The organism is Trinickia sp., from assembly GCF_051954495.1.
Taxonomy (GTDB): Bacteria; Pseudomonadota; Gammaproteobacteria; order Burkholderiales; family Burkholderiaceae; genus Trinickia.
On record NZ_JBQCHR010000082.1, the window covers coordinates 1 to 13,964 of the forward strand.

The 13,964-nt window shown below is 62.4% G+C and carries 9 protein-coding genes and 1 pseudogene; 3 read left to right on the plus strand and 7 right to left on the minus strand.

Going from position 1 to position 13,964, the window contains the following annotated elements; genetic code table 11:
- Positions 1 to 696 precede the first annotated feature (696 nt).
- Positions 697 to 2,229, plus strand: a complete 1,533-nt coding sequence (locus tag ACTHNR_RS11230; RefSeq protein ID WP_440547683.1) for a methyl-accepting chemotaxis protein — start codon at positions 697 to 699, stop codon at positions 2,227 to 2,229.
- Here the strand turns inward: ACTHNR_RS11230 and ACTHNR_RS11235 are convergent.
- The 4 genes from ACTHNR_RS11235 to ACTHNR_RS11250 form a co-directional block, all read right to left on the minus strand.
- Complete coding sequence (locus ACTHNR_RS11235) at positions 2,216 to 3,583, minus strand: MFS transporter (protein ID WP_440547684.1); 1,368 nt, start codon at positions 3,581 to 3,583, stop codon at positions 2,216 to 2,218. The two genes, ACTHNR_RS11230 and ACTHNR_RS11235, sit on opposite strands and share 14 nt — an antisense overlap.
- An 83-nt stretch (positions 3,584 to 3,666) precedes the next feature.
- A complete protein-coding gene (locus ACTHNR_RS11240; RefSeq protein ID WP_440547685.1) occupies positions 3,667 to 3,891 on the minus strand; it encodes a DUF2783 domain-containing protein in 225 nt (74 codons plus the stop codon).
- A gap of 57 nt (positions 3,892 to 3,948) precedes the next feature.
- Positions 3,949 to 5,697: an FAD-dependent oxidoreductase gene (locus ACTHNR_RS11245; protein ID WP_440547686.1), complete on the minus strand. Its 1,749-nt coding sequence runs from the start codon at positions 5,695 to 5,697 to the stop codon at positions 3,949 to 3,951.
- Positions 5,698 to 5,714: 17 nt separating this feature from the next.
- Positions 5,715 to 6,674 carry an MBL fold metallo-hydrolase gene (locus ACTHNR_RS11250; protein WP_440547687.1) on the minus strand — a complete coding sequence of 320 codons (960 nt, stop codon included), beginning with the start codon at positions 6,672 to 6,674 and terminating at the stop codon, positions 5,715 to 5,717.
- Positions 6,675 to 6,979: 305 nt separating this feature from the next.
- On the opposite strand from ACTHNR_RS11250, the pseudogene ACTHNR_RS11255 reads away from it, so the two are divergent.
- A pseudogene (locus ACTHNR_RS11255) lies at positions 6,980 to 8,584 on the plus strand (IclR family transcriptional regulator); the annotation flags it as partial.
- Here ACTHNR_RS11255 and ACTHNR_RS11260 read toward each other — a convergent pair.
- From ACTHNR_RS11260 to ACTHNR_RS11270, 3 genes are all read right to left on the minus strand, one after another.
- Positions 8,487 to 9,875, minus strand: coding sequence for a lipopolysaccharide biosynthesis protein (locus ACTHNR_RS11260; protein ID WP_440547688.1), 1,389 nt, complete (start codon positions 9,873 to 9,875; stop codon positions 8,487 to 8,489). The pseudogene ACTHNR_RS11255 and the gene ACTHNR_RS11260 sit on opposite strands and share 98 nt — an antisense overlap.
- Positions 9,876 to 9,941: 66 nt before the next feature.
- A complete protein-coding gene (locus ACTHNR_RS11265) occupies positions 9,942 to 10,952 on the minus strand; it encodes a glycosyltransferase family 2 protein (protein WP_440547760.1) in 1,011 nt (336 codons plus the stop codon).
- A gap of 43 nt (positions 10,953 to 10,995) precedes the next feature.
- Complete coding sequence (locus ACTHNR_RS11270) at positions 10,996 to 11,199, minus strand: hypothetical protein (RefSeq protein ID WP_440547689.1); 204 nt, start codon at positions 11,197 to 11,199, stop codon at positions 10,996 to 10,998.
- Between the two features lie 82 nt (positions 11,200 to 11,281).
- Between ACTHNR_RS11270 and ACTHNR_RS11275 the strand changes: the two genes are divergently transcribed.
- Positions 11,282 to 13,552, plus strand: a complete 2,271-nt coding sequence (locus ACTHNR_RS11275; RefSeq protein ID WP_440547761.1) for a two-partner secretion domain-containing protein — start codon at positions 11,282 to 11,284, stop codon at positions 13,550 to 13,552.
- Positions 13,553 to 13,964: the final 412 nt, after the last annotated feature.

Sequence of the window (13,964 nt, forward strand, 5' to 3'; positions counted from 1 at the left end):
CGCGCCCGAGTTTCGACGTGCCCTTCGCGTACAACGGCACGAGCCAATCAACGCCCAGCGGCGTGTCCAGCCGAATCAACCGATCGTGTTGCGCGTTTCCATAGAAAAGCGCATCGAATAGCACGCCGAACGCCATGCCGCACTCCTTTCATAATCGCGGGCGCGAGATTTTCGGAAGGGAGCGATTCTAATTGAGCGGTATGGCGAAATCGATAGGGAAACAGTCAAAATAAGCAAAATCTGAGAACCAGACAGGTCGGTATTGGCATTAATTACCGGATCGCGCAGCGTATGTTCCCCGATAGCGCCAAAATTTCCGACTTCCAGGGCAGTGAATTCAACGCCGGCGTTGCTCACAGCGAACCGACCCGCGTTCCGAGTTGCGTGAAATCCGCGCCCCGTGCCGGCAGCCAGATTCTTCGATGCAAAAGGGTCGAACGCTCAATAGCGCAGCCGTCATGGTCAGCTCGACGCAGGCCACAATAGTCGTACCGATACGATGACTCCTAGATCGTTAGGACAACAGAATATCGATGAAGCCAGCCCCGCACCGTCTAGGCCTAAAGTAATCCACCCACACGCCGTCAATAGATAGGCAACGCCAGCATTCACGCGCCGACTCGACGGGGGACAAATCACGACGAGACGTCCCCTTCTCCGGCCGTCGGCGCTGCCAACCATTGAAAGAAGCGCTCCATGAAGCTCACACTGAAGTTACCTCTCGCGTTTTCCGTGTTCTTGCTGATGATGTTTGCAAGCGCAGGCTACGGGCTCTACACCCTCAACCAATCCATCCGCGAATACCAATCCGTCGTGCAGGGCGAAGTGGCGAACGAGCGTGCCGTGTCCAGCGCGCTGTTTCACTTCAAGATGCAAGTCCAAGAGTGGAAGGACATCCTCCTGCGCGGCAAGGATCCGGACAAACTCGCGCCCGGATGGGACGCATTCGAAACCCAGGAACGCACGGTCGACGAAATCTGCAAAACACTGCTGGCCAAACTGCCCGACGGCCAGGCGCGCCAACTCGTGCAGCAGTTCCTGACGGCCCATGAGACGATGGGCCAGGGCTACCGCAAAGGCCTCGACGCCTTCAAGGGGGCGCAGTTCGATCCCACGGCCGGCGACCATGTCGTCGCCGGAGTAGACCGTGAGCCGTCGACGCTCCTTTCGCAGGCCGCGCATGAAATCGCGGCACTCAGCGCCAACGCCTCCGTGCAGGCGGCCACCGATGCACAGCGCGCGTCGACGATCAGTTTGTCCTTGATGCTCGTCGCGCTCGCTGCGGGTCTAGCCGGCGCAGTAGCCTTCAGCCGAACCATCACGCAACCCCTGAATCGCGCCGTGGATGTCGCACGCACCGTCGCCACGGGCGACCTGTCGACAGACATTCGCGCTCATGGCTCCGACGAGATCGGCGAGCTGCTTTCGGCGCTGCGAGAAATGCAAGGCAATCTCTCCGACGTGGTGGGCAGCGTGCGACGCAACGCCGAATGCGTCGCGGCGGCAAGCGCGCAAATCGCGGCCGGCAATCTGAACCTGTCCCAGCGCACCGAAGAGCAGGCCGCGTCGCTGCAGGAAACGGCAGCCAGCATGGACAAGCTCACGGGAACGGTGCGGCGCACGTCGACGAATGCACACGACGCCTCGTCGCTCGCCGACCAAGCATCCACCATCGCGAATCAAGGCGGCGACGCCATGAACCAGGTCGTCGCGACGATGACCAACATTTCCGAAAGCTCGTCGAAGGTGGGCGAGATCATCAGCGTGATCGAAGGCATCGCTTTCCAGACCAACATCCTCGCCCTGAACGCGGCAGTGGAAGCCGCACGCGCCGGCGAGCAAGGCCGCGGGTTCGCGGTCGTTGCAGGCGAAGTGCGCGCCTTGGCGCAACGCAGCGCCAACGCCGCGCGAGAGATCAAGACGTTGATCGAGCAATCGGCGGGCAGCGTAGGCGCAGGCGCGGACATCGTGCGCAGCGCCGGCGACATCATCGGCAACATCGTCGATTCCGTGAGCCGAGTGACGAGCATCGTCGCCGACATCTCGGCCGCCTGCAACGATCAGACGATGGGCATCGAACAGGTCAACATGGCCGTGGGTCAGATGGACGAAGTCACGCAGCAAAACGCGGCGCTCGTCGAGCAAGCGTCGGCCGCCGCGCAAGCGATGGCCGAACAGGCCGAGGCCCTACGCACGACGGTCGAGGTGTTCAAGCTCAAGGCCGCTTGAGCAATGGCGCGGCGTCTTTCATCGTCAGAAGGACCGCGCATCCGCTAGCAAGGAGCAGCATGGCCAGGAGGTAAAGCGCCAGGTCCATGCTGCCCGTGTGCATCTTGATCTGGCCTATCACCCATGGGCTCACGATCCCGCTCGTGATGCCGATACTGCTCACGAGCGCGATACCGGGCGCCGCGGCGTCTTTCGACAAGCAGCCCGAGGGCATCGTCCAGAAGATCGGCAGCGCGGCGAAGATGAGGACCGTCGCACACGACAGGATCGCGAGCATAGCGGCAAAGCTAGGCAGATGCGCGGTCAGCAGCACCAGCGCCGCGCCACCCGCTATCGTGCAGAACGCGAAGTGCTTGCGACGCTCGCCCGTGCGATCCGAATGCCGCGCGATGGCGATGAGCCCCACGACGCCCAATGCATTCGGGACAGCCGTGTAAAGGCTGATCGAAACAACGTCGGTCATGCCGAAGTCGCGGATCATTAGCGGCATCCAGAAGTTCAGCGTCAGCGACGCGCACGTCAACGAAAAGTAGATAAACGCGAGCAAGTACACGCGCGGCGTGCGCAATGCCTGCCCGAGCGCCCCACGTGAATGCGCATGCCCCTCGCGTCCTCCAGGCTCCCCCTCGCGCGCCGCATCGGCGCGCTCATCGTCGAGCGAACGCGCCACGCGTGCGCGCTCCTGCACGCTAAGCCATGCGGCATGGTCGGGGCCGTCGACCAGCCAAGTCAGCGAGAGTATCCCCAACACCACCGCCGGCATCCCTTCGATCGCGAACATCCATTGCCACCCGGCCAGGCCCAGCACACCCGCCATATCGCGCATGAGCCATCCGGAGAACAGCCCGCCGAGCACGCCGGCCACCGCTACACCGGCGAAGAACATGGAAAGAATCGCCGCCCGCCGCGGCCCCGGAAACCAGTAGGTCAGATACAGCACGATGCCCGGGAAGAAACCGGCCTCGAACACGCCCAGTGCGAAGCGCAGGATGTAAAAGTGCGCCGCGGTGCTCACGAACATCGTGCAGACCGAAGCCACGCCCCATAGCAGCATGATTCGAGCGAACGTGCGCCGCGCACCGAAGCGCGCGAGCAACATGTTGCTCGGGACTTCGCACAGGACGTAGCCGACGTAGAACACTGCCGCCCCCAGCCCGTACATCGCATCGCTGAATCCCAGGTCGTGTTTCATCTGCAACTGCGCAAAGCCGATGTTGATACGGTCCAGAAACGACACGACGTAGCAGAGAAACAAGAACGGCACGACACGCAGTGCGATTTTGCGGTATAGCGCGTCGTCGGCAGGCAAAGCGCCGCCCGCCGCGTCTAGCGCGGCATCGATCGATTGAGTCATTTGTCTCGCTCCAAGAAGTGAAAACGCTCGCCTCGGCGTCTCGCGCACCGATCGACGAAAACTACATGGTCAGCAGCACCGCCTCACGCGGCAGCAGCCCTCTCTCGCGCCGCCATTTCAAGCACGCCTTCGCGCGCGATGCGGATTGCCTGCATCAGCGTTGCTTGATCGCCGATATGATTCGCGAGCAGCAAGATCAACTGCGCGTTGGCGGCAAGACTTTGCTCGTCGCTCAACTCGCGGTGCATGTCGATCAGCGCCTCGTAAAAATCGTCAGGCTGGGTCAGGTTCGCGTTCGTGTTGAGCATTTTTCGTTAGTGATCCTAAATAGATAAACCGGACTCGTTCATCGTCGGTGCTTACCGTTACGCCGCGCCGTTCACGCCGAGCGCCCGCATAAGCGCCGCGCGGATATCATCCGGACGGACTTTCCGCCAACGCGCGCAGACATGCTGGTCGGGCCGTATCAGATAGACCGCGCCGGCGCTGGCGTCATAACGCTGTGCGGCGAGGCCTTGTACATCCCGCAGCGCCACGGCGCCGATGTCGCCGGCTTCGGCGGTCAAGCGCGCAAATCCGTCGTCATTACCCGATGCGGCCGCAGACGCCCCCGCGACCAACACGACATCGACTGCCACGCCAAGCGAGCGAACGCGTTCGATCGCGGCGCGCCCGTCCTCGCCAACACCGCCTCCGTTTTCATCGGCAAACACCAACACCGTGAACCGCCCGCCGATGTGAGCAAGCAACCAATCGTCGCGCCCCTCCCCCTGAACCGGCGCATCGACGCACGCCGCTCCCGGTTCCATCGCCCCCTCGAATCGATCTCGATCCGGCGTGTTGAGCGTCGACTCCCGCAGGACGGCCGGCACCGACAGTCGCCCGCTATTGACGAGCCGCCGAGCGAACGCGTGATGGCGAGCGAGCGTCAGCGCGGCATCGCGAAAGACACGGCTAATGGGGCTTTTCGGCGTGATGAAGTCGGTCGAGCGCGTCGAGTTGAGGATGTTTTCATCGGCCGCGTACTCGCGTTCCCGGGCATAGGTGTCGAGCAGGCTGTCCGGAGCGTGGCCCGCGAGCACCATCTCGAGCTTCCATGCCAGGTTCTCGGCGTCCTGGAACCCGCTGTTCGCCCCGCGTGCGCCGAACGGCGATACGCCGTGCGCGGCGTCGCCCGTGAAGAGCACGTTCCCGTGACGGAAGCTGTCCATGCGCAAGCACGAAAACGTATAAACGCTGACCCATTCGATCTCGAACTTCACATCGGGCCCGAGCAGCGCGCGCACCCGGGGAACGACACGCTCCGGCGTTTTTTCGAGTACAGGGTCGGCGTCCCATCCAAGCTGGAAGTCGATGCGCCATACATTGTCGGGCTGGCGATGCAACAGGACCGACTGATTCGGATGAAACGGCGGATCGAACCAAAACCACCGTTCCGACGGAAAATCGGCTTCCATCTTGATGTCCGCGATCAAGAACCGATCCTTGAACGTGCGGCCCTTGCTTTCGAGCCCCAGCAGGTGGCGCATGGGGCTGCGCGAGCCGTCCGCCGCGACCACGTAGCACGCTCGGAGCGCATACTCGCCATCGGGCGTATCGAGCGTCAGCGTGATAGGAGCACGATCGTTATCCGCCTCGCCCGGCCGCTCGATCCCGACGACCTTGTTCTTCCAGCGTATCTCCAGATTCGGCAATTGCCGCGCCCGCTCGATCAGGAAGCCTTCGACGTAATACTGCTGAAGGTTGATGAACGCGGGACGACGGTGGCCGCTTTCGGGCAGCAAGTCGAACGAATAGACCAGATCGTTTTGCAGGAACACCTTGCCCACGTGCCATTGCACGCCCTTCTCGACCATCGCGTCGCCGCAGCCGAGCCGGTCGAGAATGTCGAGCGACCGTTTCGAAAAGCAGATGGCGCGCGAACCCGACGACAAACAATCGTCGTCGTCGACGAGCACGACGCTCACGCCGCGCTGCGCCAAGTCGATCGCCGTCGCCAAACCGACGGGGCCCGCGCCGACCACGACCACCGGGTGCACGTGCACCGGCGCATCGCGTTCCTGCTCCGCATGGCGCTGGTAGCTAAAGCGCAGCGCCTGGTAATCGATTGCCATCGTTCTCTCCCCGTCCCTCAGCCCTGCAGCGCGGCCCACATTTCCTTGTCGCGTTCGGCCGTCCAAATGCGCGGATGAACGATGCCGCTTGCTTCGTCATAAGCGCGTGTGACGTCGAAGGGCAAACAGTGTTCGTAGATGAACACCTGGCCGAACTTCGGGTCCATGGCCTCGCGCGTGAGCGCCATCGCGCCTTTGAGGTCCAGCTTGCGCGCCACGGCCTCGCGCCCGCGATCGAGCAGCGTCGTGACGAAGTCGCGCGTATAGCCGATGCCCGCTTTGACTTGCTCGGAATCGATCAGTGCGGGGCCTCGGCCCGGCACGAGCTTCTCGGCGCCCAGCGCATCGAGCGCGTCGAGCGTCGTGGGCCATGCCGCAAGCTGCGCATCGCCGCAATAGCATGCGGCATCGTATTCGACGAGGTCGCCGGAAAACAGCACCTTCTGCGACGGCAGCCAAACGACCGTATCGCCCTTCGTATGGCCTGCGCCCAGGTGCAGGATCTTGACCTCGAGCTTGCCCAGATAGAGCGTGATTTCACGTTCGAATACGAGGGTGGGCCACGTCAGCCCGGGCACCGTCTCCACACCGGCGAACAGCCGGGGAAAACGCTCGATTTCCGATTTCATGTCGGCTTCGCCGCGCTCGACGATCATCTCGTACGTGCCGCGGCTCGCAATGATGTTTTGCGCGCCCTCGGCAAAGTACGCCGAAGCGCCGAGCACGCGCACCGCGTGGTAGTGCGACAGCACGACGTGTTTGATCGGCTTGTCGGTCACCGTACGAATCTTGGCGATCAAATCGCCCGCCATGGCCGGCGTGGCCGTCGTATCGACGATCAGCACGCTGTCGTCGCCGATGATCACGCCCGAGTTCGGATCGCCTTCGGCCGTGTAAGCGTAGGCATTTTCGGAAAGCTGCGTGAACGTGACCTTCTTTTGTTCGAGATCGGCTTGGGATGCGAAGGCTTTTGCCATGTTTGTCTCGCTGGGGTGGGAAGCGTCTAGCGACGCGGGCACGAGCACGGCACGACACGCGCACGAGCAAAGGCTCGCGCGGCTTGCATGGCGTCTCGCTCCATCGTTTTATCGGACTGCTTACTCTTACTGATCGGCTCCGGCTGCACGCCGAGTCGAAACCATAGTAGGCCTCCACCGGACGCTTTGTCAATAGCAAATCGATTTGCTATATGCAAATCACTTCAAGACCGCATGCGGTTTCGTCGGATAAGATCGGGGCTTTCGATTCTGGAGAGGTCGGCTTGACCACGGATTCCCTTCCCATGTCGCCGGGCAAAGCATCGCGCGGCGTGCAAAGCGTCGAGGTCAGCGGCAAGCTGCTCGACGTGCTCGCGCGCCAAGGCTGCGTGGGCTTGGCGGAGCTGGCCGCCGCCGCCGACATCGCGCCCGCGCAAGTCCACACCTATCTGGTGAGCCTCGTGCGGCTCGGGCTCGTCAAGCGCGAAGCCATGCTTGGCGACTACGAACCCGGCCCGCTGTCGCTACGGCTCGCGCTGCAGCACCTCGAACACCAGAGCGCCTATCGCGCCGCGCTCGACGAAGTGGCCGCGCTAGCGCAGCACTGCGGATGTTGCGTGGCCATCTGCACGGCGGGGCCGCACGGGCCTACGATCGTCCATTACGAAAACGCCGGTGCGCCGCTGCACGTGAATTTGCATGTCGGGTCGGTGATGTCGCTGACGTCGACGTCGACGGGCCGTGTGTTTTCCGCGTTTCTGGACACCTCGCAGCGCGAGGCGATGCAGCCGCCGGTCCATTCCAAGCCCGCCGAACGCAAATCGTTCGAACGTAGCCTTGAAACGATCCGTGCCCGTGGGCTGGAACGAGGCATCGATGCGCCGACGCCCGCGATCAGCAGCATGAGCGTCCCTGTGCTGGACGCGTCGGGCGCATTGCAATTGACGCTCACGGCGATCGGGCCGTCGAGCACGATCGATGTCGGATGGGACAGCCGTGTTGCCCAGGCGCTTCGTTCATCGGCAACGCGCATCGCCGAAAGGCTCGGTTCGGCTGCGTATGAAAGCCGCGTTGAATGCGGCCGCGAATGGGATGTCGAGCCAGGCGTAGAAGATACGGGGCAACGCGGCATTCGAACGCTCGACACGACCGGCGAGCTGCTCAATGGGCTAGTGCGCGCGGGGCGCCCTCTGATTCTGCGCGATCTAGCGGCTTGCGCGAACATGCCGGCCGCCAAGGCGTTTCCTCATCTGGTCAGCCTCGTCGCCATCGGCCTGCTCGCGCGCGACGAAGCCGGCGCGTTCAATACGGGCCCGTTGGGTCTTCAGCTGGGATTGATGGCGTTGCAGCGGCAAGCGCCCGAGCGCGACGCCGATCATGAAATCGCACGGCTGGCGTCGGAGACCGGCTTGACGGTGGCCGCCGCGGTGCTCGGCCCGCTCGGGCCTACCGTCATCCGCCTTGCGGAGTCCACGCAGCCGGTCCATGTCAGCTTGCGCGTGGGGACCGTTCTGTCGCTGCTGCACACGGCGATCGGGCGCGTATTCGCCGCCTACCTCGGCGAAGAACCGCTGCGCGACATGCTCGCCCTCGAAGCGCTGCGTCTTGCAGGTTCGGAGCAAGGCTCAACCGTCGATGCGCAACGAAAGGGTAAGCCGCAGGCGGACATGCTTGGGAGTCCTGATCGATCGCTGCTCGAGCGCATTCGCCGCGAAGGGATCGATGCCGCGCTCGGCGCGCCGATTCCGGGTATCGACGCCCTGGCGGCGCCCGTGTTCGATCACACGGGCGCGGTTCGCCTCGTTCTTGCGCTCATCGGATCGACTGGAAGCTTCGAGAGCGGCTTTGAGGGGATGCCTGCGCGGCGGCTGGTGCGGGCGACGCGTCAATTGTCGTGGCGCCTCGGTTGGGCGCCTGTTGCGACGGTTGCCGTTTGACCTCTTCGCTGGGCACCGGGCGCCCGAAGATCGCACCGAGCAAACCCGTGCGCCACGCGAAAATCAGCAGCGTCGTCGATAGCGTGCCCTCGCCGATCACGCGCGCCGTCGCCATGCCGATCGCGCCGAAATGCGGCGCAAGCAGCAGCGCGGACGTGAGGTTGGCTCCCGCCGACATCAAACCCGCCACGGCCATCAGCCGATCCTTCTTACGCGGCAGAAACACGTAGAAACCCACGAACTGATTGAACGCCGAGAACGGAAACATGAAGGCGAAACGCTGGAGCACGTGTGCGCTGGGCGTGAAGGCCGCCCCCAAGATCAGCGGAAGAATCAACGGCGAGAGAATGAGCGCACCGCCCAGTGCAAGAAAGCCATAGCTGAACAGCAACGCGGCGCCCCGACGCGACGTCGCACGCGCGCCTTGGTGGTCGTTCTGCGCGATTTGCCGAGAGATCGTCGGAATGAACACCTGCGCGGCCGGCCCCATGAGACTGAGGCCAATCGTCGCAAACCGCTCGGCCGCGCCGTAGTAGCCGACTTGCGTCGGCGTGGACAGCAGCGTGAGCAAGTACGTCGATGCCGACGTCAACACGACCGAACCCGTCGAGTACAAGAACAGCATCGTCGAATCGCGCATGAGCCCGGGCACGCCGCGCCAGTCGAGCCGCGGCCGGCCGACATCCCTCAACGTCAGCCAATAGGCGATGGACGTCGAGCAAACGCAAGCCATCAGCAGGCTCGCGAGCACCCAGGTCGAATCGGCGGGGCCTCGCACGAGCGACAGCACGAGCACGAGACTCAACGCGAAGCCCACCACCTCGAGAATGATCGGCGTGCGGAATTGATGGCGCCCTTGGAACAGCCAGCTCAAATTCCATCCGTTGAGAATGCCGAGCAGCATTGCAAGTATGCCGATGAGCGGGCGCTGCGACAGCACCGGGGAACAGAACGTAGCCGTGAGCCCGACGATGCCGCCGAGCGTGCCCATCATCAAGCGCGCACTCAAATGCAGCGAAAAGATCTCGTTGTACTCGCGCCGCTCATGCGCTCTGGACACCTCGCGCATGCCGACGAACGTGAAGCCGAAGCTTACGAGCATCCAGATGACGTTCATCAACGACATGGCCGCGAGCACGCGGCCGTACTCGGTCACGCCGAGCACTCGCCCATAAAACGGGATGACCACCAAGAGGTACAAGTACCTCATGATGTAACCGCCGTACACGAAAACGAGTACGCGCGTGTTCTCTTTTTTGTCCATAGCAATAGTTCATAGTCCGCCGCCCTTGAAGCGACGCATACGCGAAAGGGCTCAACCGCGCCGGCATCAGGGCGCGGCGCTGCCTCTGCGTGCTAACGGATTGGAGATGAAGCGCACCACATAGTTCGACAGCGGCGCGTACGGGACGAGGCACAGGCACGAGAGGCCGAGCGTGCCGATTTTTTTCACCGGTCCCCAAAACGGGTTGGCGAGGATGGAGTGCAAGTAGTCGCGCGACTCGAACGCGAACCAGCGCCACCGATCGGAGAGCGGCGCGCCATAAACCTCGCTGCAAAAAATAGCTTTCTCGTGCGAAAAATCATGAAACGACGGCGGCAACTGGACGTTCAGTCGATTGTTCGCCACATGCCGCAAGATATTCCAGCGCGCCGTGTAGGCTTTGGGCGCCTTGTTGGTTTTTTCCGAATTGGCGAAGGAGACATCCTCGGGAGCGGAATTATGTACTCGATATGCGCCAAGAGGAAACGAAATAGAGGCAACTTGACCGACAAGCGCCACGCCATAAATCGCGAAAAAATCCGCGCCGTAGCGACCTTCGGTGGTTTCGGGCATCGGGAAGATCTTGCACAGCGCGCTCTTCTTGTACGCATTGCCCGATGCGGGCGGCGAAGGGTACAACCAACCCGCGCGCAGCAGGCTGCCGCAATCCTTCGGCGCGTCCGAATGCGGCACGGTGACGCCCATGCCGGCGCCGTCCTGGGAAATGACGTCGAGCCGGAACTGGACCTTGGCGTAGTCCCCCGACGAGAAGCACCGCATGACTTCCGTCACGGCGGTGGGATACAGCAGATCGTCGGCATCGAGCAAGATCAGGTACTCGGTGTCGACCTCTTCCAGTGCACGGTTGTACGCCGACACTTGTCCGCCGTTCGGTTTGAACACGGCGCGAATACGGGAACCGTACCCTTCGATGATCGCACGCGAGCGGTCCGTGGAACCGTCGTCGACGACGAGCACCTGGGTTGCGGGGTAGTCCTGCGCCAGGGCTGAGTCAATGGCATCGGCAAGATACCGCTCGTAATTGTAGGTGCAGATCGCGATCGTTACGGCCTTCATCATCTGAAGCTACTCCTCTTGGCAATCGATAACTAAAGGATCATTATTCGTCGGCAGTCTCCGCGTCGCCGCGCTCGCTATCCTCGCCCAAGCGGATAATCGCAGCCCCTCTTGTGTTGCACTGCAGAATAAACGACAAAAAAAGGTGCGGTACGAAGCGGGCTGAAAATCCCGAGGTCTTGACCGAATAGGTTGACAGTTCCCGCTCGATTGCACAAAAGGGGAGCAGCGAAAATAGCGCGGCCATTTCACCCTCGGGGTTATCGATGAATCACACGATGTTTATCGCGCGCTCAAGTGAGCCCGTCGCATTGCGCAGCCCGCGCCTCATGCTCAGGCCCATTTCACTTTCGATTCTTTCCGCCCTTTCGCTGTGCGTTCCCGCAGCCTATGCAGGCCCCTTGCCAACCGGCGGCAACTTCGTTGCCGGCGCGGGGTCCATCGCAACGACAGGCACGACCGTGACCATCAACCAAACGTCGAGCCGAGGGGTCGTCGATTGGACGAGCTTCTCGATCGGCAGCGGCAATCACGTCGTCTTCAGCAACGGCACAGGCGCCACGCTCAATCGCGTCACCGGCACGAGCGCATCGAATCTGTACGGCGCACTATCGGCCACGGGCAGCGTCTATCTAATCAATCCGCACGGTGTCGTGGTCGGTTCGAGCGGCGTCGTCTCGACAGGCGGACGATTCGTCGCATCGACGCTCGACACCCCGAATTCCGCGTTCATGCAAGGCGGCTCCCTGACCTTCGCAGGCAATTCCAATGCCCGCGTCGTCAACTTCGGCAAGATCGGTTCGAGCGGCGGCGACGTCATTCTCATTTCGCGCAATGAAGCCGCGAATATGGGCTCGATCAGTGCACCAAAGGGCACCGCGGAGCTTGCCGCCGGCCAACAGATTCTGTTGCAAGACTCATCCAGCGGCAAGCAAGTTTTCGTGCAGTCGGGTAGCGGCGGAACCGTGTTCGACACCGGCGCAATCTCGGCCGCTCAAGTCAATCTTCAGGCCGCGGACGGCAACGTCTTCGCCCTCGCGGGCACGCATAGCGCGATCCGCGCCACCGGCACCACGACGCGCGACGGCCACGTGTGGCTCGTTGCCGATCGCGGCAACGTGGTCATCGGCGGCGCCGTCGGTGCGGTCAACGCGAACGGCAAGGGAGGCGTCGTCGATTCATCGGCGCAAACGCTGTCTCTGTGCGATTGCAATACGCCGACGGTGACCGCGGGGCAATGGAACCTCACTACCCCTTCTTTCACGGTCGATTCTGAAGCGGCGAGCGTACTTTCCCGCAGCCTCGGCGCCGGTACGTCGGTCAACGTCACGACGACGGGCGCGTCAGGCGATGCGGGCGACCTCGAAATCGGATCCGATCTGCGTTGGCAGGGATCGGCTTCGCTTACGCTTGGCGCACAACACAACGTCGTCGTCGATCAAGGCGCGACGATCCAGAACCGGGGCAACGGCAATCTGACGCTGCGCGCCGACGCATCGGGAATCGACAACGGCGGCAGCATACTCAATCAAGGCACGATCGACTGGTCGGGCAGCATGGGTATCGTCAGCGCGCTGTACGACATGAACGGAACGTACTCGCCCGGCGCCTTGCTCTCGAATACGGGATGGGTCGCGGCTCCCTATAGCGGATTGCTCTCGCAGATCACGGCCTACAAGCTCGTCAATTCGCTGGCCGATCTGCAAAACGTCTCGCTCGATTTGACGGGCACGTACGCGCTCGGCAAAGACATCGAAGCGTCGGGGGCGGACTTCACGCCGCTTGGCGATACCACCACCGCATTCACAGGCCAGTTCGACGGCATGGGCCATACGATCGACAAGATATCGCCGCAGCAGCAGGCATTCTGGCAGCCCACGGGCTTGTTCGGCGTCGTGGGCCAAGCGGGCGTCTTACGCAACGTAGGCGTCACCAACAGCAACGTCGGCTACGACGATGCCCCCGCGGGCATACTCGTCGGCGACAACAAGGGGCTTGTGACGAACAGCTACACGAGCGGCATCCTGTACGCAACCAATGAAGATTCGACGACCACGGGCGGCCTCGTCGGCCAAAACGACGGCACGATCACCCGCTCGTGGAGCAGCGCCACGTCCGATACGCAAGGATTGGCCGGCGGCCTCGTGGGTGAAAACACCGGCAGCATCGTCCAGTCGTATGCCACCGGCGACGTCACCGGCCCGCTTCATGTCGCACCGGGCGGTCTCGTCGGCGACAACAAAGGTCTTATTTCGCAGTCCTATTCAACCGGTATGGTGAAGGGCGGCATGGGCGGCGGCGGCCTCGTCTACTCCAACGAAGGCACGATCGACGAATCGTTCGACGTCGGCAATGTGAACATGTGGTCGCCGGCCGGCGTGGCTTATATCAATACCGGTACGATCAAATCCGTGTATTGGAACGTGGAGACCACGGGGCAAACGAACGGCGGCAACGGCGTGCCCTCGCAGAATGGACTGACCACGGCGCAGATGAGCAATCCGGCAAGCTTCGCCTCGTGGAATTTCGGCCCCGGCGGTGCGTGGTCCATGCCGACCGGCGCGACACATCCGGTGTTGAGCTGGCAAGCCTCGCAATAACCCTGCAATGATTTTCCGATGACGATCGGCGGCGCGCATATCGCGCGCCGCCGCTTCCTACCTCAATGCGCGATACACATGAAGTGCGCGGGCGCGACCGAACCGCTCGACAATGAAGCAGTCAAGGCGCCTACCCCCAACACAGCCGCGACAAAATAGACTAAAAGTGGCATTGTGTGACTCCGTTACGTTGATTAATTAATCGTTTGCTTTCCAACGCAATCGCTACCAAAGACCGGTTCGCCATCTAACACCCCGATGAACCAGTCCTTTTAATACCGGCAATATCTCGCGACATGCCTAGGCGAGATTAACCAGGCAATTTCGAGCCAATTTTTCCGCGGTCGTTAAAATACGATGAATTGGCGGTTTACCTCGATACGCGCATGGAACGCGGCAGCGGCGCGCCAGC